Origin of the sequence: Kitasatospora sp. NPDC059462 (genome assembly GCF_042749955.1) — a bacterium.
Lineage (GTDB): Bacteria > Actinomycetota > Actinomycetes > Streptomycetales > Streptomycetaceae > Kitasatospora.
Genome location: NZ_JBHYUU010000146.1, coordinates 1 through 21159 on the forward strand (window position 1 = coordinate 1; position 21159 = coordinate 21159).

Annotated in this window: 18 protein-coding genes and 1 tRNA gene; 10 read left to right on the forward strand and 9 right to left on the reverse strand. The window is 76.7% G+C overall.

The features are described from left to right. Positions 1-45 precede the first annotated feature (45 nt). Both ACFXAM_RS28875 and ACFXAM_RS28880 read right to left on the reverse strand, forming a co-directional pair. Positions 46-1092: a cytochrome P450 gene (locus tag ACFXAM_RS28875; RefSeq protein ID WP_380295589.1), complete on the reverse strand. Its 1047-nt coding sequence runs from the start codon at positions 1090-1092 to the stop codon at positions 46-48. A 117-nt stretch (positions 1093-1209) separates the two neighbouring features. Next, positions 1210-1287 (reverse strand): tryptorubin family RiPP precursor, encoded by a 78-nt coding sequence (locus ACFXAM_RS28880; protein ID WP_350540985.1) that lies wholly within the window; start codon positions 1285-1287, stop codon positions 1210-1212. A 512-nt stretch (positions 1288-1799) separates the two neighbouring features. Here ACFXAM_RS28880 and ACFXAM_RS28885 point away from each other — a divergent pair. After that, the gene (locus tag ACFXAM_RS28885) at positions 1800-5759 is read left to right on the forward strand and encodes a tetratricopeptide repeat protein (RefSeq protein WP_380295591.1); all 3960 of its coding nucleotides are present in this window, start codon (positions 1800-1802) and stop codon (positions 5757-5759) included. A gap of 714 nt (positions 5760-6473) precedes the next feature. On the opposite strand, the gene ACFXAM_RS28890 is transcribed toward ACFXAM_RS28885, so the two are convergent. After that, positions 6474-7316 carry an inositol monophosphatase family protein gene (locus tag ACFXAM_RS28890; RefSeq protein WP_380295593.1) on the reverse strand — a complete coding sequence of 281 codons (843 nt, stop codon included), beginning with the start codon at positions 7314-7316 and terminating at the stop codon, positions 6474-6476. A gap of 184 nt (positions 7317-7500) precedes the next feature. On the opposite strand from ACFXAM_RS28890, the gene ACFXAM_RS28895 reads away from it, so the two are divergent. Continuing rightward, entirely contained in the window at positions 7501-7938 is a 438-nt protein-coding gene (locus ACFXAM_RS28895; RefSeq protein WP_380295594.1) for a VOC family protein, read from the forward strand. Between the two features lie 66 nt (positions 7939-8004). Here the strand turns inward: ACFXAM_RS28895 and ACFXAM_RS28900 are convergent, their stop codons facing one another. The 3 genes from ACFXAM_RS28900 to ACFXAM_RS28910 form a co-directional block, all read right to left on the reverse strand. Continuing rightward, entirely contained in the window at positions 8005-8400 is a 396-nt protein-coding gene (locus tag ACFXAM_RS28900) for a hypothetical protein (RefSeq protein WP_380295596.1), read from the reverse strand. A 108-nt stretch (positions 8401-8508) separates the two neighbouring features. After that, positions 8509-8982 carry a DUF3093 family protein gene (locus ACFXAM_RS28905; RefSeq protein WP_380295597.1) on the reverse strand — a complete coding sequence of 158 codons (474 nt, stop codon included), beginning with the start codon at positions 8980-8982 and terminating at the stop codon, positions 8509-8511. A 100-nt stretch (positions 8983-9082) separates the two neighbouring features. Beyond that, the gene (locus tag ACFXAM_RS28910) at positions 9083-9481 is read right to left on the reverse strand and encodes a DUF4440 domain-containing protein (protein ID WP_380295599.1); all 399 of its coding nucleotides are present in this window, start codon (positions 9479-9481) and stop codon (positions 9083-9085) included. Between the two features lie 193 nt (positions 9482-9674). Between ACFXAM_RS28910 and ACFXAM_RS28915 the strand changes: the two genes are divergently transcribed. The 5 genes from ACFXAM_RS28915 to ACFXAM_RS28935 all read left to right on the forward strand — a co-directional run bounded on the left by ACFXAM_RS28915 (position 9675) and on the right by ACFXAM_RS28935 (position 14560). Further along, positions 9675-9842: an SflA family class IV lanthipeptide gene (locus ACFXAM_RS28915; protein ID WP_380295600.1), complete on the forward strand. Its 168-nt coding sequence runs from the start codon at positions 9675-9677 to the stop codon at positions 9840-9842. A gap of 166 nt (positions 9843-10008) precedes the next feature. Continuing rightward, complete coding sequence (gene lanL / locus ACFXAM_RS28920) at positions 10009-12636, forward strand: class IV lanthionine synthetase LanL (protein ID WP_380295602.1); 2628 nt, start codon at positions 10009-10011, stop codon at positions 12634-12636. 70 nt (positions 12637-12706) lie between these two features. Next, positions 12707-12775, forward strand: a tRNA-Glu gene (locus ACFXAM_RS28925). Positions 12776-12875: 100 nt separating this feature from the next. Further along, positions 12876-13787, forward strand: a complete 912-nt coding sequence (locus ACFXAM_RS28930; protein WP_380295604.1) for an ornithine cyclodeaminase family protein — start codon at positions 12876-12878, stop codon at positions 13785-13787. Positions 13788-13912: 125 nt separating this feature from the next. Continuing rightward, complete coding sequence (locus ACFXAM_RS28935; protein ID WP_380295606.1) at positions 13913-14560, forward strand: 2'-5' RNA ligase family protein; 648 nt, start codon at positions 13913-13915, stop codon at positions 14558-14560. A 43-nt stretch (positions 14561-14603) separates the two neighbouring features. Here ACFXAM_RS28935 and ACFXAM_RS28940 read toward each other — a convergent pair whose 3' ends face one another. Together ACFXAM_RS28940 and ACFXAM_RS28945 are read right to left on the reverse strand one after the other, a co-directional pair. Then, a complete protein-coding gene (locus ACFXAM_RS28940; protein WP_380295608.1) occupies positions 14604-14957 on the reverse strand; it encodes a VOC family protein in 354 nt (117 codons plus the stop codon). A gap of 47 nt (positions 14958-15004) precedes the next feature. Continuing rightward, the gene (locus tag ACFXAM_RS28945) at positions 15005-15394 is read right to left on the reverse strand and encodes a hypothetical protein (protein WP_380295610.1); all 390 of its coding nucleotides are present in this window, start codon (positions 15392-15394) and stop codon (positions 15005-15007) included. A gap of 155 nt (positions 15395-15549) precedes the next feature. Between ACFXAM_RS28945 and ACFXAM_RS28950 the strand changes: the two genes are divergently transcribed. Together ACFXAM_RS28950 and ACFXAM_RS28955 are read left to right on the forward strand one after the other, a co-directional pair. Beyond that, positions 15550-16299, forward strand: coding sequence for a 2OG-Fe(II) oxygenase (locus ACFXAM_RS28950; RefSeq protein ID WP_380295611.1), 750 nt, complete (start codon positions 15550-15552; stop codon positions 16297-16299). Further along, a complete protein-coding gene (locus ACFXAM_RS28955; RefSeq protein WP_380295613.1) occupies positions 16289-16846 on the forward strand; it encodes a hypothetical protein in 558 nt (185 codons plus the stop codon). The genes ACFXAM_RS28950 and ACFXAM_RS28955 overlap by 11 nt, the downstream gene beginning before the upstream one ends. 80 nt (positions 16847-16926) lie before the next feature. On the opposite strand, the gene ACFXAM_RS28960 is transcribed toward ACFXAM_RS28955, so the two are convergent. Beyond that, positions 16927-17139: a hypothetical protein gene (locus ACFXAM_RS28960; protein ID WP_380295615.1), complete on the reverse strand. Its 213-nt coding sequence runs from the start codon at positions 17137-17139 to the stop codon at positions 16927-16929. A gap of 308 nt (positions 17140-17447) precedes the next feature. Here ACFXAM_RS28960 and ACFXAM_RS28965 point away from each other — a divergent pair, with 308 nt between their 5' ends. Next, entirely contained in the window at positions 17448-20945 is a 3498-nt protein-coding gene (locus ACFXAM_RS28965) for a tetratricopeptide repeat protein (RefSeq protein ID WP_380295617.1), read from the forward strand. The last annotated feature ends 214 nt before the right edge of the window (positions 20946-21159 follow it).

Below are 21159 nucleotides of genomic sequence, written 5' to 3' on the forward strand. Positions count from 1 at the left end.
GGGGGGGGGGGGCCCCCCCCGCCCCCCCCCCGCCCGCACGGGCCGTCAGCGGCGGACCATGCGCACGCCCGAGACCTCCAGCAGGCCGTCGAGCTCCACCCGGCCGACCCGCTGCTCCGGGCTGACCACCAGGCCGTCGCGGCGGACGACGTCGAGGATCCGCTCGGCCAGCGGCATCACCATGTGGCGCCCCCAGCAGCGTTCGTTGGCGTGCCCGAACGGCAGGTAACCGGGCTGGGTGTCGGGGTCGAGGTCCTTCCAGCGCTCCGGGCGGAAGGCCTCCGGGTCGTCCCAGAGCCGGGGGTCGCGGTGGCTCAGCAGCGGGAGCATCAGGATGTCGTCCTGGCCGCCGATCCGGCCGTCGACCTCGCCGAACTCCGGGGAGGCGACCCGAAGGATGTTCCAGGAGGGCGGCAGCAGCCGCAGCGCCTCCAGCAGCACGTCCCGGTTGGGCACGTCGTCGTCGAAGGGCGCCCCCAGCCAGACCGCGTTGGTCACCAGTGCGGCCACGGTGAAGCAGATCGGTGCCGCCACCCGCCGGTAGAGGTACATCGCGTAGCGACGGTCGTCGTACGTCTCGGCGTCCAGCACCCGGGCCGCCAGATTCGACAGCGGGATTTCGGCGCCCGGTTTTCCGAGCATCGCCGTTCCGGCCGCGACGGCCATCCAGGTCAATTTCGGGGTGAGTTCCAGGCGACGGTCGACGAGGACCCGGAAGCGGAAACTCTCCCGCCCGAAGACGAGGTCCCGGAGATAGACGTGCGGGGTGTGCGGCCATGTCCCGGAGAGGTCCGTCCGCTCGCCCAGCGGCTTCTTCAGCGCGGCCCGGACGTCGGCGGAGACGGCCTGCATGAGCGCGGCCGCGTCGGCCCGGGTGACCTGCCGCCCCTGCACGGGTTTGAAGGTCGGGCGCTCCTCCGCGTTGGCCGGCCTGCTGCGCAGCAGCCCGTCCATGAGGTCGACGCCGGCGACCCCGACGGTGTCCGCCTCCAGGCGGAACAGGTCCTGACCTCGGTACCTGCGCAGGAGCTCCTCGATCCGCGACGCGAAGAGGGTGACGCGGGCGCTCCGGCCGGTGCTGGACATAGCCATCCGTGACTCCAAGGGTGAGCGGCTGTGGGCGGCCGGCTCGCGGTGAGCGGCCCGTGCCCGGCGAGTGCGGGTGGCACTCGCCGGGCACGCGTCCGACAGCGGAAGAACCGCCGGGAATTAGATCCAGCCGTACCAGGCGTAGGCCTTCAGGCTCTTCTCCGGCATGACCTTCTTCACGAAGTGAACGAGCTTCATGACAGCACCTCCATCTGAACGGGGAACGATGACGAACCACTTTTCGGCGGACGGCCCGCGAACCGCGGACTCCGGGGTGGGCCCGACGGAATTCCGCACTTCGCTTTCCGCCGCCGGGAAAAAGTGAATCCCAGCCCGAAAACACGGTCAAGTGACGCAGCTCACCCACGGGATCACCGGCCCGGAAGGTTTGACGCCCCCTCGGCCGGCCCGGACACCTTTGACGCGAGCGCGACAGTGCTGGTCAACGGCGGGGTCCGCCGGTGGCGAGAAGGTGAACGGGGCGTTCCGCCCGGCGGGCCGGGCGGGGGCGGACGAGGACCGACGGAACGTTCGGTCTGCCCCTTGGGGCAGGCCGGCTGCCCCTTCCGTTTCGCTCCCCGGTCCGCGAGCCTTTGACGGATCGTTACCGTGACTTCGCACCCGGGCGTCCGTTGCCCGTGGCGACGCCGCTACCCTGTGCTCCGCAGCGGAACGGCCGACCGGCCGCCAAGCACTCGCTGGGGGCGATTGTGGTCGAACGTCTGGTGCTGGATCTCCACGCCGACGGCCGGATGTCCGTGACGGAGTGGCCGCCGGGCGACGAGGTCCCGGCGCCCGCCGTCGACGCCGGATGGCTGCACCGACCCCTGGGCGACCCGGCCCTGGAGGGCCTGCGCTGGTACCTGGAGGACTACCTCCGGACGCCGTTCGGGGCCTACGGCGAGCGGGGCCCGCACACCGCCCGTCAGCTCCCCGGCTGGGGCGCCCGGATGTTCTCCGCGCTGTTCGGGAGCGGCCCCGGCCGGGACGCCTATCTGCGGAGCCGGGCGCGGGCCCGGGCCCGCGGCGCCGCGCTGGAGGTCGTGCTGCGCTCGGACTCCGCACCGCTGCTCGCCCTGCCCTGGGAGCTGATGGCGGACCCGGACCGCCCGTTCCCCCCTGCCCCCGGCGACATGACGGTCGCCCGGAGCCCGGCGGCGGCCGACCCCCGCGACACGGTCACCGTCGCGGGCGGTTCACTCCTTCGGGTGCTGTTGGTGGTCACCCGGCCGGACGGCCCCGGCGACCCCGGGGCCACCACCGTCCCCCTGCTGCGGCGGCTCGGGGCGCCGGGCGGCGCGGTCGAGCTCCGGGTGCTGCGCCCGCCGACCCTCGCCGGGCTGGGCGAGACGCTGCGGGCGGCCCGCGAGGAGGGCCGGCCGTTCCGGGTCGTGCACTTCGACGGCGCCGGCGTCCTCCCCGGCTCCGAGGCCGCGGCACGGGCCGGAGCGCGGTCCGGGGAACGGTCCGGGGAACGGTCCGACGCCGGGACGTGGTCCGAGGCCGACGGCGCGCTGACGTTCGAGAGCGCGGACGGGGGTACCGAGCCGGTGCCGGTCCGGCGCGTCGCCCGGCTGCTGGCCTCCGCCGACGTCCCGCTGGTGGTCCTGGGCACCCGGCGGTCGGGCAGCCCGGCCGGGCAGTCCGAGGCCGCCGCGGCCGGCCGGCTGCTCCAGGAGGGCGCCGCCGCGGTGCTCGCGCTGCCGTACGGCCTCGACGCGACGGCCACCGCCGAGTTCCTGACGGCCGTCCACACCCGGCTGGCCTCCGGCGTCCCGCTCACCCGGGCGGTCGCGGACGGCCGCCGGCACCTCGCCGAACAGGACCGGCGCCCCTCCCCCAGGGGCCCGCTGCCGCTGGCCGACTGGACGGTCCCGGCCCTCCACCGCCGGAGCGAGGTGGTCTTCCCCGGGCCGCGGGCCGAAGGGGCCGGGCCGCAGCCCGTGCTGTCCGGCGACGTGCCCGGACCCGGCACCGCCGCACCCGGGTCCGCCCCGGACCACGCGGAGGGCCTCGCCGCCGTCGGGGAGTTCGCCGGACGCGACGGCCTGCTGCTGCGGCTGGACGCGGCGGCCCGGCGCCACCGCGTGATCGTCCTCCACGGCCCCGCCGGCATCGGGAAGACGGAGCTGGCGAAGGCCTTCGGCCGCTGGTGCCGGGACACCGGCGCGGTGGACGGGCCGGAGGCGGTGCTCCTGCACTCCTTCGCCCCGGGGGTCGCGTCGTTCGGCCTGGCCGGGGTGATCGACCGGATCGGCCGCCGGCTGTTCACCCCCGAGGAGTTCGACCCGCTGGCACCGGCCGAACGCCGGAAGGCCGTCGAGGAGGCGCTCGACACCGGTGACGTGCTGCTGATCTGGGACGGCGTCGAGGCGCTGCACACGCGGCACGACCCGGCCGGCGGCGCGCCGGCCCCGAGCGAGGAGGACCGCGCCGAGCTCAAGGCCTTCCTCGAACTCGCGGCCCGGCGCGGACGCGGCACGGTCGTCCTCACCAGCCGGACCCCGGAGGACTGGCTGGGCCCCGGACCGCTGCGGATCGAGGTGCCGGGCCTGGAGCCGGACGAGGCCGTCAGGTACGCCGACCACCTGCTCGCCGACGACCCCGACACCGTCCGCAAGCGCGGGCTGCGGGTCTTCGGCCAACTGCTGGAGTGGCTGGACGGGCACCCGCTGCGCATGCGGCTCGTCCTGTCCTCGCTCGGCAGCCACGAGCCCTGGCACACCCTGGACACCCTGGCGCGCGCCGTGGCCGCCTCGGCCACCTCGGCCGGGGGCCCGCCGGGCGAGGAGCGGGAGGCCGGGGAGCGGGAGGCGGCCGGGGACGCCGTGCTCGCCGTGTGCGCCGCCTACGCGCTGGACCGGCTCCCCGCCGCCGACCGGCAGGCTCTGGCGGCCGTCACGCTCTGCCACGGGACCGCCGACGCCACGGTGCTCGCACTGCTCTCCCGCCAGCCGCTCGCGCCCGAACGCTTCCGGAACCGCGGCACCGAGGACTGGCAGCGGCTGCTGGAACGAGCGGCCGGGCTCGGCCTGCTCACCGCCTCGCACGGCACCGCCTTCGGCGTCCACCCGGTGGTCGCGGCCGTCCTCACCGCCCGGTGGCGCGCCGCGGAGCCCGCGTTCGCCGAGCAGCACGCGGCCGCGGAGCAGGCCCTGCTCGGCGCCCAGGTCAACTTCTGCCTGCTGCTCAGCCGTGAACTGCTGGGCGGGAGCAGCGCGTTCGCCCTGACCGCGCTCGACCTCCAGCGGCGGACCATCGGCGCCCTGCTCGGCCGGGCCGTCGGGGACGGCCGGTGGCTGCAGGCCCGGGCACTCGTCCGGCCGCTGCCCGCCTACTGGAGCGCCCACGGGCTGGACGCCGAGGCACGCGGCTGGACCGACCTGGTGCGCGGCGCCCTGGAAACGGGCCCCGACGGCCCTCCGCCGGCCGACACCCCGGCCGGCGCGCTCTGGCTGTCCGTCGTCGGCGCCGAGGCCCGGCGCCTGGTCCGGGCCGGCCGGACGGAGGAGGCCGAACGCGCCTTCCGGGAGATCCACCAGGCCGTCGACCGGCGGCCGCCGGACCCCGACCAGCTCGACGACCTCGCGGACGGCTACCAGCAGCTCGGCCGGATCGCCGTGGACCGCGGCGAGTTCGACGACGCCGAGCAGTGGTACCTGCGCTCGCTCGCCGTGCTGGAACAGCTCGACGACGCCGACGGCGTCGCGCTCGGCCACCACCAGCTCGGCGTGATCGCCCACCGCCTCGGCCGGCCCGCCGACGCCGAACGGCGCACCCGGCAGGCCCTCGACGCCTTCGAGCGCCTGGGCGAGTCGCAGCGGGCGGCGGCCTGCCGGCACCAGCTCGGCGTGCTGGCCCAGGAACAGGGCCGCTTCGAGGAGGCCTACCTGTGGTTCGGGCGCGCCCTGGCCACCGCCGACCGGCCCACCGACCTCCCCCTCGTCACGGACCTCCACCACCGGCTGGCCGCCGTCGCCGCCGAACTGGGCCGCCTCGCCGCGGCCGAGAAGTGGTGCACGGAGGCCCTGGCCCTCACCGAGGAGGCGGGCAGCCTGCCGGACACCGCCCGCAGCTGCCACCAGCTCGGCGTGCTGGCGGCGGCCCAGGAGAGGTTCGAGCAGGCCGAGTCCTGGCACCGCAGGGCGCTGGGGATCCGCCAGGACCTCGGCGACCGGCCCGGTGCGGCCGCCAGCCAGCACCAGCTCGGCGTCGTCGCCGCCCACCGCGGCGACCTGGCCGGGGCGGAGGGCTGGTACGCCCGGGCGCTGGAGGTCCGGGAGGAGCTGGGCGACCAGGCCGGCGTCTCGGTCGGCTACCACCAGCTCGGCCTGGCCGCCCAGACCGGCGGCCGGGCGGCCGACGCCGAGGCCCGGTACCGCAAGGCCCTGGACGTCTCGCACCGGATCGGCGACACCCCGGGACTGGCGCGGACCTTCGGCCAGTTCGGCCTGTTCGCCGCCGAGCAGGGGCGCCCGCGCGAGGCGATGGAGTGGCTGGTCCGCAGCATCACCTGCTACGAGGAGTTCCCGCACCCCCTGACCTGGCCGAGCGTGGTCAACCTCGGCCTCCTCGCCCGTGACCTCGGCCCCCGCGCCGTCGAACGCGCCTGGCGCTCCGTCACCGGCCGGCGCCTCCCCGACGCCGTCCGCGACCACGTCGGCGGCTGACCGCCCCGGCCGCACCCGACGACGAGGACCGACCAGCGACCCTGGCGGCCGGCCGTCGGGCCCTGTCTCCGACGGGCGGCCCAGGGGCGGACCTGACACCCGGCCATCATCCCGCCGGCGCACAGGCCCACCGGCCGCTCGCGCGTCGGGGGCGATCGGGCGAGCCCCCGATCACGACCGGCCGGAACCCCGTGATCGGTAGCAGCCGTCCAGGGCCGCTCGACGACGCCCCCGGCGACCGCCACCGCATGCCCCGCCGCCTGCGCGGTACCCGGGGACGCGACTCGCACGATCGCGGGAACCGCACCGGAGAGCGCGATGCCACCCGGCCGCGCCCGCCCGGACGCCGATCTCGCGTGATGACGGGCCAACTCCACAACCCACCCACCGGACACGAACGGACACGGCCGCCCCGCCGAGCCGTCACGCCAAACACCCCCCGGGGGGGGCGACGCCGATCGCCGGCCACCCACCGAAGCGAGACGGCAAGGCCGCCCCCACGCCTCAGCTGTCCCGTCAGGGGCCCTGGAGCGATCCCGCCCGGCCCTGCCGGTCGGGGAACTGGTCCCGTGTGATGACGGGCCGACTCCACGGCTACGCCGCATCCGGCGATGCCACCCGGGCCCGCGCGCCCGGGCGCCGGTCTCATCTGTGGACGGTCGGGGGTGGATGTCGTCGGGGGCGGCCGGGCCGGAGGGGGGCGGCGGTGGGCGGTTACGGGGTGGGGTGGTCCCCGAGGAGGAGGTGGCGGATCCGGGTGACGGTTTCCGTGTCGCGGGCCGTCACGAACGGCAGGGTGTTGCCGCCGGCGAGGTGGAAGGGGGTGCCGGAGAGCGTGGTGTGGGCGCCGCCCGCCTCGGCGACCAGGAGCAGGCCCGCCGCGTGGTCCCAGGCGTTCTCCCAGGCGAACACGGTGGCGTCGAGGGCGCCGCGGGCGATCTCCAGGTACTCCAGCCCCGCCGAGCCCGCGCACGGGCGGGCCCGGACGCCCTCGGTGCGCAGGCGGAGCAGCGCGCGCTTCGCCTCGGGGGTGGTGTGGAAGGGGTACGAGGCGGCGATCTCCAGCGGTGCGCCGGCGGCCGGCGAGCCGGCCCGCAGGGCGGTGCCGTCCAGGTGGGCGCCGCCGCCGCGCAGGGCCGTCGCCATGCGGTCGTGGGCCGGGGCGTACGTCCAGGAGGCCAGCAGCTCGCCGCGGTGGGCGAGGGCGACCAGGGTGCAGAAGCCCTCGTCGCCGCGGACGAAGGTGCGGGTGCCGTCGATCGGGTCGACGATCCAGACCGGGCGGTCGCCGGCCAGTGCCGCGTACAGGCCGGGGTCGGCGGCGACGGCTTCCTCCCCCACCACGACCGAGCCGGGGAGCAGCGCCGTGAGAGCGGCCGTCAGGTGCGCCTCGGCGCCCCGGTCGGCGACCGTCACCAGGTCGTGCGGGCCGCTCTTCTCGGCCACCTGGTCGGCGGTCAGCGCGCGGAAGCGCGGCATGATCTCGGCGGCCGCCGCCCGTCGGACGGCCTCCTCCACCGGGCCCAGGCACTCCGCGGCGAATCTATCGTCGATCATCGGCCCATCACATCACAGCTTCTGTTTCCGGCGGCCCGACCGAACAGACGGACGGCCGAGGAGGCACGCCGCCCGTGCGTTCGACAGGGCGGGTCGGGTTCCGGCTCAAGCGGTGGGGAAGGCTCGCCGACCGTGATGTCAGCGGTGCGCGATACCGTCGCCGCATCCGACCGAGGAGGGCCGCATGGCGACCAGGTGGAGCTTGACGATCGACTGCGCGCACCCGGCGAAGCTGGCCGGGTTCTGGGCACTGGCGCTGGGCTATGCGGAGAGGCCCGCACCCGCAGGGTTCGGCAGTTGGGAGGAATGGTTCTCTCATCACGGGATCCCGGAGGACGAGTGGGACGAGGGCGCGTACCTCTGTGATCCCGAGGGGGCGGGCCCCGGCCTGTCCTTCCTGAAGGTGCCGGAGCCGAAGACGGTGAAGAACCGGGTGCACCTGGACGTGCAGGTCGGTGGCGGCCGTGAAACGGCCTGGGAGGTGCGATGGCCGCGCGTGGTCGAGGCGGTGGGGCGGCTGACCGCCGCAGGGGCGACGGTGGTTCGTGAGGAGGGCCTGCAGGGCAGGCCCGATCATGTGGTGATGGCTGATCCGGAAGGAAACGAGTTCTGCGTGGTCTGACCGCGGAAGCCGGATCAGTACGCCCCGGGCGCCCCGGAGGAGACGGTGGCCGGGCCGGACAGGGGGTCAGCGCGGGTCGCGGCCCAGGGCCCGGCGCAGCGCGAGGTGGGTCAGCCAGGCCATGCCGAAGGTGAACGGCGCGGCGGTGCTGTCGGCGGGACCGGGGACGAGCGAGCAGACCACCATCACGGCGAGCGGTATCCGGACGCGCAGCAGCGCCCGGCCGACGGCCGCGGCGCCCGACGCGGCCGCCTTCCCCGGGGCGGTCGGGGCGCGTACGGCGAGCCACGGAACGAGCAGGCCCAGCACCGCGAGCGGCACGGTGAGGCCGGTGTGCTTCGCCACCTCGAAGACCGTCCAGCCCAGCAGGACGACGCCGAGCACGCCCCAGCCGACCCGGGCGGCGGCGCCCACGGTGCCGAGGACGGGTGCGGCGGCGCGGTCGGCGCTCTCGTGCGTCATGAAACTCTCCCCCGGGTACGTCGTGCGCCCCACCCGTCCCGGGCGGTGCCACCGGCAGTATGCGGCGCCCCCGCCCGCCGGGACACCCCGGCCGCACCCCGGAACGGGTCAGCGGCCGCTGACGGCCCGGGGAGCGCAGTGGTCGCGGGCCTCGGCCAGGGCGGCGGCGAGGGCCTCCGGACGGCGGGTGGAGAGGTAGACGTAGGGGCAGAGCAGGGAGGGTTCGGCGACCTCGACGCGGACCGCGCGCGGGAGGTAACCGCGGATCAGCAGGCGGGCCCTGGGACCGGCCAGCCGGGTGCGCCAGGCGAAGGCGCCGTCCTCGTCGAGCACCTCGACGGCCCCGGTGTGCTCGCCGCGCAGCACGACCGGTCCGGCCACCAGGACGCCGTCGCAGACCCTGATCCGGACCGCGCCGTACCCGTTCAGCGCCGGGGCGACGACCGCGAGCAGCAGAGCGCCGCCGGCGAGCGCGGTCAGCGGGCCGAGCGGGAGCAGCGCGGCCGTGAGCGCGGCCGCGGCCGCCAGGGCCGCCAGCCACCAGCGCAGCGGGACGGAGAGTCGTTCGTCGTAGATCACCACATCCGGGATGCTGCCACGTCACCGACCGGTGCCCGCAGCCGGGCCGGGCCGACGGCGGTGCGGGTGCGGCGCCGGCCCGCCCGGTGGTCGGGGCCCGGGCTCAGGCGGGGTCGTGCCAGGAGAAGGCGGCGATCCGCCAGCCCTCGGGGGTGCGGACGAACTGGAAGGTCTTGGTCCCGCCGCCCTCGTACGGCTCGCCGTCCAGGGTGCCGGACTTGCGGTACTCGCCGATGCGCGAGGCGACGTCCCCCGCGATCTCGGTGCGTTCGGAGGTCTCCCACTCCGCGAAGCCCACCAGCCGGCCGTCGTTCAGCAGCCGCTCGCGGGGCTCGACGAACTCCTCGACGGAGTAGACCGTGAACGTCGGGGAGGTGCTGACGATCACTCCCTGCGGGAGCATCAGCCGCCGGATCCGGGCCACGTCGGCGCCCTCGCCGCCGCGGTTGTCGAACGCGTCGAAGAACTCGGCGGTCAGCCGGTCGATCTCGGTCTTGGACATGGGCCCGACCGTAGCACCGCGCCGTCCGCCGGTCAGCCGTTCGGTGCCATGTCACACATCGTCAAGCCGCGGACCCGGATCCAGGTGTCGTGCATGTGTTGATGTCGCGCCCCTGTGGTGAACGCGTGGAGGTGGCTAGCATGAGCATGCCGTCGAACAGGTATCCACCGACCCTCTACGGGAGGAGCCCCTCATGACCGCACAGCTTCTGGAGATCCGCGACGCCGGTCTGCTCGACATCGACGAGGAGACCATCGCCTTCGAGGACGAGTTCGACGCGGACCTCGCCCCGGCGGCGTGTCTCGCCGACCCGTGGGTCACCTACGTCCCCACCCGTTTCGAGTGCGGGCTCGACTACTGACCCCCGAGCGCGCCGCGTAGGACGGTGACCGCCGGGCGGGCGACCGCGCGGCGGTCACACCGCTGCCGGGCCGGGGGAACCGGCGGCGGAGCACGCGGAACGGGGCACGCGGAACGGGGCACGGGGTTCGGGGCACGCGGTTCGGATCACGCGAGGGGGCTCGACGATGGTGGCAGCGGGCGGGTCCGGTGGCGGGGCGGCCGGGGAGCTGCGGGCACGGATCGCGGCCCACCTGGGCAAAGCGACAGCGGCCGGCGCACAGCGCCGCCTGCACGCCGGCGACGGCTGGCTGTACCTGCACGACCCGCGGATGCCCGCCCTCGCCCACGGCTGGAAGCTCCACCTCTCCGGCCGGCCCGAGCACCTGGCGGACCTGGTCGACCTGGTGCTCCCCGTCCTGCTCCGCCACCGCTGCGACGCCAAGTTCACCGCCGACGCCGCCGTGCTGGGGCGGCTCAACTCCGGGCTGCGCGGCGCCGCGGCCGTCGGCAAGGCGGTGACGGTCTACCCGGCGCCGGGCGGGATCGAGGCGCTGGCGGCCGAGCTGGCCGAGGTGCTGGCGGGCCGCCCCGGCCCCCGGGTGGTCAGCGACCGGCGGCTGCGGGCGGACGCCCCGGTCTACTACCGCTACGGGCCCTTCCGGGTCACCGACGAGGACCCGGACCTCGTGATGACCGGCCCCGACGGGGAGGCCTTCCCCGGACTGGCCGGCGAGGCCTACCGCCAACCGTCCTGGGCGGCGGACCCGTTCGCCGCCCGCGCCGCGCGGCCGGAGGCGAGCACCCGGGTCGGCGACGGCCGCTACCGGATCACCGCCGGGATCACCCGCTCGCCGAACGGGCACGTCTACCGCGCCGTCGAACTCGCCACCGGGCGGGCGGTGGTGGTGAAGCAGGCCCGCGCCTTCGTCGCCGAGGACGCGTCCGGCACCGACGCGCGCGGCCGGCTCCGGCACGAACGGCGGGTGCTGGCCGCGCTCGACGGGGTGCCCGGGGTGCCGCAGCTGGTCGACTACTTCCGGCACGGCGAGGACGAGTACCTGGTGAGCACCGCCCGCGGGCCTCGTGACCTGCGCCGCGACGTCCTCGCCGCGGGCCCGTACCACCCGGCCGGCGGCACGGACGGCCGGGACTGGTGGGCGCTGGCGCGCGGCCTGCTGACCGTCCTGGACGCGGTGCACGCGCGGGGCGTGGTGGTGCGCGACCTCAAACCGGCCAATGTGGTGCTCGACGGCCCGGCCGGCTGCTCGCTGGTCGACTTCGGCGTCAGCTCCCTCGCCGGCGAACGGCCCGAGGGCGCCACCCGGGGCTACGGCCTGCCCGGCGCGGGCGCGGGCGCGGGCACGGCGCGGCCCGCCGACGACTACTACGCGCTCGGCGCCACCCTGCACTGGGCCGCCACCGGGCTCGACCCGGTGGTGATCGACCCCGACCCGGCCGTCAACCGCGAACGCACCCTCGCCTGCCTGGCCGGCGCGCTGCCCGCGTACGGACCCGCGGCGGCGCCGGGCGCGGCGCCGGGCACGATGGCGGACGCCGTGGTGACGGTGGTGGCCGGGCTGCTGGGCCCCGACGCCGGGGAGCGGGCCTCGGCCGCCGCCCGGCTGCGGGACGACGCCCCCGTCCGCCCCGCCGGACCGTCGCGGAGGCCGACGGCGGTGACCGGCGAGCTGCTCGCCGAGACCGTCCGGCACACCCTCGGCCGCTGCGTGCGGATGGCCCACGAGCTGGTCGAGACCGATCCCCGGGGCGGGCAGCCGCGCACCCTGCTGTCGTTCTACGACGGCGCCGCCGGCCTCGGCCTGGAGCTGCTCCAGCACCCCGACCGGCCGGAGGTCCGCGCGGCGGCCGCCGCGCTCGCCCGGTGGACCGCCGCCCACCCGGCCCTCGACCGCCTCGGCCCGGGGCTGTACGACGGCCGGGCCGGCGTCGACCTGTTCCTCGCGCACGCCGCCCGTCTGCTCGGCACCGAGCGGCCCGCCGCCGAGGGCGGGGCGCCCGGCGAGGACCTCCCGGCCGACCAGATCTCCGGCGCCGCCGGGATCGGCACCGCGCGGCTCCTGCTGGCCCGCTCGGCCCGCGCCGACGGCCGCCCGCAGGAGGCCGCACAGCACCTGGCGGTCGCCGCCGAGTGCGCCTGGCGGCTGACCGACGGCCGCCCCACCGACCCCCGGGAGGACCCCAACCCGGCGACGGCGGCGCTCGTGGAGGGGTTCGCCCACGGCCGGGCCGGTCTGGCGCACTTCCTCCTCGCCCTGCCCGGCGGCCACCCGGAGGCCGCCCGGCGCCTGGTCGACGGCCTCGCCGCGGACGTCCCCCGGCTCGCGGCGGCCGCCCGCGCCCCCGGGGCGACCCGGCGCTACGGCTCCTGGTGCCGCGGGCTCGCCGGCATCGGCGCCGTCCTGGTCCAGGCCGCCCGCCACTACCGCGAACCGGCGCTGCTCGCCCGCGCCGCCGAGGCGGCGGCCGCCTGCCGCGCGCTCGCGCCGAGGATGGGCATGACCGGCCAGTGTTGCGGCCTCGCGGGCGTCGGCGAGCTGCTGGCCGACCTGGCCGCGGCCACCGGGGAGGAACGCCACTGGCGGGCCGCCGAGGAGGTCGCGGGCCTGATCCTGGCCCGGGCCGGCGGGCCCCCGGGCCGCCCGCTGCTGCCCGGCGGCAACCCCGGCGCGGAGTCCCGTGCCTGGGCCGTCGGCACCCCCGGGGTGCTCGCTTTCCTCCGCCGGCTCCACCTCCGGGGCGGGCCGCGTCCGGGCCGGCTGTTCCCGGCCCGATCCGGTGATTTCGGTTTCTGATCATCTGTTGGTAGTTTCTTCCCCGTCGAGAGGGCGGGCCGCGCAGGCGGCGGAAAGCCCCTTCGGCCAGGCGTCGGTGGTGCATTGGCAGCACGCCCGCTTTCAGCGGGAAGAGTTCGTTCGATTCGGGCCCGGCGCTCCGAACCCCGGGGGCGGCAACCGTGTGACGGGTGCCGCCCCCGTTCTGCATCCGCCGCCCCGCCGTCGGCGGCTCCGGCTCCGGGAGGAGACTGATCCCCGTGACCCAGTTGCTCTCGCGCGCGGCCGTGGAAGCCGCCCTGGACATCCCGACCGTGCTCGCGGCGCTCGAAGCGGGCTTCCGCGCGGCCGACCGGCTCCCGGCCGCCCAACGGGTGGGCGCCCGGCTGCCCGGCCCCGGAACCGCCATGTGCCTCGTTCCCGGGCTGCTCCCCGACGTGCCCGCGTACACCGTGAAGGTCAACGCCAAGTTCCCGGCCGCCACCCCCGCCCTGCGCGGGATCGTCTGCCTGCACGCCCTGGCCGACGGCGAACTGCTCGCGCTGCTCGACTCCGCCTCCGTCACCGCCTGGCGGACCGGGCTGGCCGCCGCCCTGGCCACCCACGCACTCGCCCCGGACCACGCGACGACGGTCGCCGTCATCGGCGCCGGCGCCCAGAACCGGACCGCGCTGCGGGCCCTGCGCACGCTGCGGCCGATCGACGAGGTGTACGCCTACGACCTCGACCCGGAGCGCGCCGCGGTCGTCGGGCGGCCCGTGCCCACCGCACGCGCCGCCGTCGAGGCCGCCGACATCGTCCTCCTCGCCACCTGGTCGCGCGAGCCGCTGCTCGACGCCGACGTGCTGCGGCCCGGTCTCCACCTCACCAGCCTCGGCTTCGACGAACCCGGCAAGACCGAGCTCTCCCCCGCCCTGCTGCGCGCCGGCCGCCTCGTCGTGGACGACCTCGCGCTCGCCGCCGCCTCCGGCGTCCTGCACGGCGCCGGCCCCGACCCGGAGCTCGCCACCCCGCTCGGCGACATCCTGCGCGGCACCGCCCCGGCCCGCCCCGACGACCGTCCCACCGTCTTCGCCCCGGTCGGCCTGCCCTGGCAGGACCTCGCCCTCGCCTGGCCCGTCCACCTCGCCGCCCGCGCCGATCCCGCGACGCCCTCCTTCACCTTCCACTGACCGCCCCCCGCGCTCCGCCGGGCGCCCTTCTGGTACCGCCTCCCCACGGCTACCGTCCTTCCAGGACACCGACGGCCCGGAGCCGACCCGCCGGTTTCGCCCGCCGTACGACGGAGGAGACGACCGTGGAGAAGTTCGTTCCGAAGTTCCAGGGCGCGCCGTGGACCGACGGCGCCCGCGCCCTGCACGTCTACGCCGTTCCCGACCTGCGGACCGACCTCCGGCTGGCGGGCCTGGTCGGCGAGTGCCGCGCCGCGATGCGCCCCTTCCCGATCACCCGGCTGGACGACGACACCCTGCACTGCACCCTCGACATGATCGCCGACACCACCGCCGACCGGATCACCGCCGAGGAGCGCGACGACCTCGTCACGGCCCTGCGCGAACACCTCGCCGCCACCGGCCCGTTCGAGGTGATGGCCGGCTCGCCGATCGCCGGCCTCGGCGGGGCCTTCCTGGACCTCTCCCCCGACGACGCCCTGGTGGACCTGCGCGAGCGGGTCCGCGACGCCATCCGCCGCACCCGCGGCCCCGGCGCGCTGCGGCACGACGGCGGCCGCCCGCACATCTCGCTCGGCTACGCGTGGACCGAGGGCTCCTCCGACGCCCTGCAGACGGCCTTCCGCCGGATCTCCCCCAGCCACGCCCCCGTCCGCGTGCGCGCCGTCGAACTGCTCGACGTACGCTTCCGGCTGCGCCCCCGCCCCGGCCGGGAGACCGCCTGGGAGCTCTCCTGGACCCCGGTGGCGACCGTCCCCCTCGCCGGCGCCTGACCGCCCGCCACGCAGCTGCGACGGGCGGCGCCCGGCCGTCCGGTCAGGCCGGCTGCCAGAGCTCGATGCGGCGGCCCTCGGGATCGGTGACCCAGCCGAACCGGCCGACCCCGGCCATGTCCTGCGTCTCCTCGGCCACCTCCGCGCCCTTCGCCCGCAGCTGCGCGAGCATCGCGTCCAGGTCACGGACCCGGAGGTTGAGCATGGTCTGCTGGTCGCGGGAGCCGAAGTAGTCCGTCCCGGCGTCGAAGGCCGCGAAGACCGTCGGCCCCGCGTCCGGCTGCCACCGGCCGTGGTCGTCGATGTCCAGGCCGAGGCAGTCGCGGTACCAGGCCGTCAGGGCCGCGGGGTCGGCCGCGCGCAGGAAGTACCCGCCGATGCCAAGCACGTGTTCCATGCCCGTCATCCTGCCAGGGCGGAGGTGGAGCGGCCCGGCGGCGCCGCTCAGCGGTCGGCCACCCACGCGGCGTCCGGGGGCCAGGAGCCGGTGGCCACGATGTGCTCGACGATCCGCAGCGCCTCGGCGAGCGGGACCGTCTCCTGGTCGGGGTACTCGTCGCACTGGCCGTTGGCGAGCACGAATCCGTCGCTCTCGCCGTCGGCCGAGGGGTCCACGGCGTGTTCGCCCGGGTCGCCCGCGCCCTCCAGCAGCACCACCATCGCCCGCTCGGTGTTGGTCACCACACCCAGCGAGCGGCCCGCCGAGCTGGTCAGCCACGTCTCCAGGCGCCCGGCGTCGACCCGCGACCGCAGCATCCCCGCCACCGCCCCGGACCGGACCGGGGCCGTGCCGCCGCCGTCACCGCCGCCCTGCGCCACCCATGACTCGATCACGGCCCCGAGGATCCCACGGCCGCCGACCGGGCGGAACGCGAGGGCAGAACGCGAGGGCGGATTCCCGCCAGCCCCGGGCCCGGCCGGCGGCGCAGAGTGGAAGGCGTGGGACAGCTGGGACGAGTGACCGGAGAGCGGACGTGAGCGTGCGAACGATGACCGAAACCCCTGCGGGGACTCCCGCGGAGACCTCCGCGGAGACCTTCGCGCAGCGGGTCGACGGGGCCGACTGGGCGGCGCTCGCCGAGGAACTCGGGGAGCACGGGAGCGCCCTGACGCCCAGCCTGCTCGACCCCGCCGAGTGCGCGGAGCTGGCCGGGCTCTACGACGAGGTGGAACGCTTCCGCAGCACCGTCGACATGGCGCGCCACCGGTTCGGCTCCGGGCAGTACCGCTACTTCCGCGAGCCGTTCCCGGCCCCGGTCGCGGCCCTCCGCGAGGCGCTCTACCCGCGGCTGCTGCCGGTCGCCCGGGACTGGGCGGCCAAGCTCCGCCGGCCCGCGCCGTGGCCGGACGGCCTCGCCGAATGGCTGGAGCAGTGCCATGCCGCCGGGCAGAACAGGCCCACCCCGATCCTGCTGCGCTACCGGGCCGGCGACTGGAACGCCCTCCACCGCGACCTGTACGGCCCCCTGGTGTTCCCGCTCCAGGTGGTCATCGGCCTCGACGTGCCGGGGGCCGATTACACCGGCGGCGAGTTCCTGACCGTCGAGCAGCGGATGCGCGCCCAGTCGCGCGGGACCTCCGTCGCCCTCCCCCAGGGCCGCGGGCTGGTCTTCACCACCCGCGACCGCCCCGTGCGCTCGGCGCGCGGCTGGTCGGCGGCGCCCGTCCGGCACGGCGTCAGCACCGTGCGCTCGGGGCTGCGCCGCACGCTCGGCCTGGTGTTCCACGATGCCGCCTGAGATCCGCCGCGCCGCCACCGGCGCCGGCCTCGATTCCGGCCTCGCCGTCGACCTCGGCATCGACCTCTGCGCCGACCCGGCCGAGCCGCACACCGAGGCCGAACTCGCCGCGCTGGAGGGGCTGTTGCCCCGGCACGCAGTGGTGGTGATCGGGCACGGCCGCGACCCGGCCTCGGTCGCCGCCGCCGGCGCTTTCGCCGCCCGCCGGGAGGCCTCCGGAGGGACCGTGGCGGCCGTCGTCGACTGGCCCGAGGAGGCCGCCTCCTGGCTGCGCCAGGCCCGCCGGTTCGCCGCCCCCGCGCCGGACGCCTGGGTGGTGGCCGCCGGGCCGCGCGGCTGGGCGGGGATGAGCCGGCGGCTGCGGCTCAGCACCGACTGGGACCCCTCCCGGACCGTCGGCTTCGCCGCCACCGGCAGCGCCCTCGCCCTCGCGCTCGCCGGTCCCGGCACCCTGGACGGCCTGCGCGGCGCCACGGCCGACGGCCGCACCTGGCAGGTGGGCGGCGGGGCCGGTCCGGGCGGCCCGACGGCGCACCGTCCCCGGTGAACGGACCGCGCGGCGACCGGCCCGGGGGCGGACGCGCGAACGCCCCGGAGCCGGGGGCTCCGGGGCGCGGGGCGGACGGGTCAGCCGTTGGTGCTCTCGAAGGCCTCCAGCCAGCTGAAGCGCGGGCCGACCAGGCCCACGGCGGCGTTGCCGGCCAGGAGAGCCGCCGACGAGGAGGAGGGCTGCTCGCCGCCCGAACCGTGCGCCACCGCGGCGGTCGGCGCGAGCACGGCGGCCGCGGCGGCGACGGTGGCGATCACGGCGAACTTGCGGAGCGTTCCACGAACCGACATTCAGGTACTCCTTGATGGAAGGTCAGCAGGCTGCACCGGCCGCCGCGCGGGACGGCCGGGCGGCACACACGTTTGCACACGAACGCGGGGCACCGGGCGCATTCGCGACGCCGACGCGGTTGAACGGGCGCGAAGTTACGCCCGCCGGGTGAACCCCCCGTGCGCCGCTGCCGTCCCGTCGCGCACGACAGACGGCCGAAAGCGGGACAACCCCGGGGCCGATTCACTACGGTCGTCCTCACGACAGCGGCACCGGCGGCACCGGACACGTGGTCGGCGACCCGCCGGGTGGAGCGGCAGGGGGTGGCATGGCACAGGCACGGAGGCGTCTGTCGCGTGCGGAGGCGGTGCGTCAGCGCACCGGTGCGCAGTTCATCGGCCGCAGAGCCCAGCTGGCGCTGTTCGTCGACAACCTCGCCCGGGACCCGGATCCCGACTCCGGGCCGGACCCGGCGGACTTCCTGTTCCATGTGCGCGGAGTGGGCGGGGTCGGCAAGTCCACCCTGCTCGCCCAGTGGCGCGAGGCGGCGCGGCGGGCCGGGGCGCTCACCGCGCTGGTCGACGAGACCGATGTGCACGGCGTCGAGACGGCGCTCACCGCGCTCGCCCGCCAGCTCGCCGAACAGGCGGGCCCGCTACGGGAGTTCGACAAGGCGGTGGAGCAGTACCGACGCTCGCTGCAAGCCGCCGCGGACCGCGAGCCGGAGCAGCCGCCCGGCGGGGAGGGCGCCTCGCTGCCGACCCGGATGGCGGCCCAGGCGGCACTCGGGGCGGCCTCGGTGCTGCCGGGCGCGGGGGTGGTCGCGGCGATGGCCAACCCGGACGCCGTGGCCCAGGGCGCCGAGCGGCTGATCGCCGGGGTGCGCCAGCGCCGGCGCGGCGGGGACGTCGAGGAGTCGGCGCTCAGCCGCGCCTTCGTCGCCGAACTCGCCCGGCTCTGCGACCGCGACCGGGACCGGAGGCAGGGGCGGCGGCCGTGGGTCGTGCTGTTCCTGGACACCTGGGAGCTGACCGGCCGCTACCTCGACGGCTGGCTGCGGGAGACCCTCGACGACGCGTTCGGCCCGCTGCCGCTGGAGGTGGTCTTCGTGCTGGCCGGCCGGGACGAACTGGCCGAACGCGAGTGGGCGCCGTGGCGGCCGGTCCTGGTGGACGTGCCGCTGGAGGTGTTCACCGAGCAGGAGGCCCGCGACCTGATGGCGGCCCGGGGGGTGACCGACCCGCTGGTGGTCGACGCGGTGCTGCGGATGTCGATGCGGCTGCCGCTGCTGGTCGCGCTGCTGGCGGCCGCCGACCCCGGCGCGGTGGAGGAGGTCGCCGACGTCGGCGCGGACATGGTCGACCAGGCGGTGGTGCGCTTCCTGCAGTGGATCCCCGAGCAGGAGCGCCGGGAGACCGTGCTGGCGGCGGCGCTCCCGCTGCAGCTCAACCAGGACCTCTTCGCCTGCGCCGTGCCGGACGCCGAACCGGACGCCTGGGCCTGGCTGTCGGCGCAGCCGTTCGTGACCGGGCGCGGCGACTTCCTGCAGTACCACGCCGTGGTCCGCACCAGCATGGTGCGCCGGCGCCGGATCCACACCCCCCGGGAGTGGACGGCCGCGCACACCCGGCTCGCCGAGCACCACGCCGCCGCGCGCACGGCGGTCGAGCAGTACCTGCCGGCGGCCCGGCGCGGCGCCGATCCGCGCTGGCGCCGCCCGCTGCTGAACGAGCTCTACCACCTGCTCTGCGCGGACCCGCTGGCCCATCTGGCGGTGGCGCTGGAGCACACCGCGCGCACCGCCGGGGACGCGCCGGACACGCTGGCCCCGTGGGCGGAGATGCTCAGCCAGGCCGCGCAGGACAGCGACGACGCCGAGCTGGTCCGCTGGGCCCGCCGGATCCACACGGCCGCCGGTGGCGAGCAGCCGGTCCTGGAGACGCTCGACGCCCTCGCCGGGCCGGGGCTGCCCACCCGGGTCCGGGCCTGGGCGCTCACCCACCGCGGCTACCAGTACTTCGTCGAGGACCGCGACGACGACGCGCTCGCCGATCTCGACCAGGCCGTCGCGATCGCCCCCGACCTGCCGCAGGCCCTCGCCTACCGCGGACGCGTGCTCAACTGGCACGGCCACCACGAGCGCGCGCTGGCCGACTTCACCGCCGCACTGGCCCTCGACCCCGAGTACGCCTGGGCGCTGTCCCGGCGCGGTGAGGCCCGGCAGCTGGCGGGGCTGGCCGAGGAGGCGATGGCCGACTTCACCGCCGCGCTCGCGCTGGACCCCGACGACGCCTGGGCGCTGGGCTCGCGCGGCCAGGCGCACCGGCTGGCCGGGCGGCTGGAGGAGGCGATCGCCGACCTCACCGCCGCCATCCTGCTCGACCCCGAGTACGCCTGGGCGCTCACCCAGCGCGGCGAGGCGTTCCGGATGGCGGGCCGGCCGGCCGAGGCGGTCGCCGACTTCACCGCGGCGCTCGCACTGGACCCGGGCGACGCCTGGGCGTTGAGCTCCCGGGGCCAGGCCTACCGGCAGACCGGCCGGCTGGACGAGGCGGTCGCCGACCTCACCGCCGCGCTGACGCTCGGCCCGGACAACGCCTGGGCGCTCGCCGAGCGGGGCGAGGCGCACCGGCTGGCGGGCCGGCCGGAGGAGGCGGTGGCCGACTTCACGGCCGCGGTGGCGCTCAACCCGGAGAACGCCTGGGCGCTCGGCTCGCGCGCCCAGGCGCACCGCCAGGCCGGACGGTTCGACGAGGCCGTCGCGGACTTCACCGCGGCGCTCGCGCTGAACCCCGAGTACGCCTGGGCCGTCGGCGAGCGCGGCGAGGCGCACCGGCAGGCGGGCCGGCTGGAGGAGGCCGTCGCGGACTTCACCGCGGCGCTCGCCCTGGACCCCGAGTACGCCTGGGCGCTCGCCGAGCGCGGCGAGGCGCACCGGCAGGCGGGCCGGCTGGACGAGGCGGTGGCGGACCTGTCGGCGGCGCTGCTCCTGGACCCGGTGGACGTGTGGGCGCTGCGGGCGCGCGGCCAGGCGCACCGGCAGGCCGGCCGGCTGGACGAGGCGATCGCGGACCTGACCGCCGTCCTCGCGATCGACCCGGAGTACGCCTGGGCGCTGGCGCTGCGCGGCGAGGCGCACCGGCTGGCGGGGGACCTGGAGGAGGCGGTCGCCGATCTGTCGGCCGCGCTCGTGCTCGAACCGGACGACGCCTGGGCGCTGGGCTCCCGGGGCCAGGCGCGCCGGCAGGCGGGCGAGGTGGAGGCGGCGGTCGCGGACCTCACGGCCGCCCTGGCGCAGAACCCGGACTACGTGTGGGCGCTCGCCGAGCGCGGTCAGGCGCACCGGCAGGCGGGGCGGACGGCGCAGGCGGTGGCGGACCTGGAGGCCGTGCTGGCCCGGGACCCGGCGGACGTCGCGGTGCGGTGCGCCCTGGCGGCGGCGTACCGGCACGACGGGCGGTTCGCGGACGCCCGGGAGGTGCTGGAGGGGCTGGCGCCGGAGGTGGCGGCGTCCTCGACGGTGCTGGTGGAGGTGGCGGTGCTGCGGTTGCTGACGGAGGGCCCGGCGGCCGCGGCGGAGGCCTGGGAGGCGTTCCTGGAATGCCCGTACGAGGATCCTCGGGACCTCTTCGAGCCGGGGGTGCGCAAACTGCTGTACGGGCTGGTCGCCGGGGAGGGCGGGCCGCAGGAGCTGGCGCGGGCCTTCCTGGCGGTGCCCGGCGCGCGGGCGGCGCGGGCGGACGTCTGCCTGTACCTCGGTGAACTGGCACGGGCCGCCGCCCCGGTGGGTGCGCGGGCGGCGGAGGCGCTGCGGTTCCTGGAGTGACGGACGGCGGGTGCCCGTTCGGGCAGAGGCGTCCGGCGGACGTGCCGCCGGGGACGATCGCTTCGCTACATTCATGATCGTCTTCCGAGCAGTCAGACCGCGTTCCCCTCACGCACCGAGAGCAGGATCCCGATGACCGAGCCCAGCTCCGCCGTCAGCCGCCGCACCCTGGTGACCGCCATCGGCGCCACGGCCGCCGCACTCGCCGCCGCGC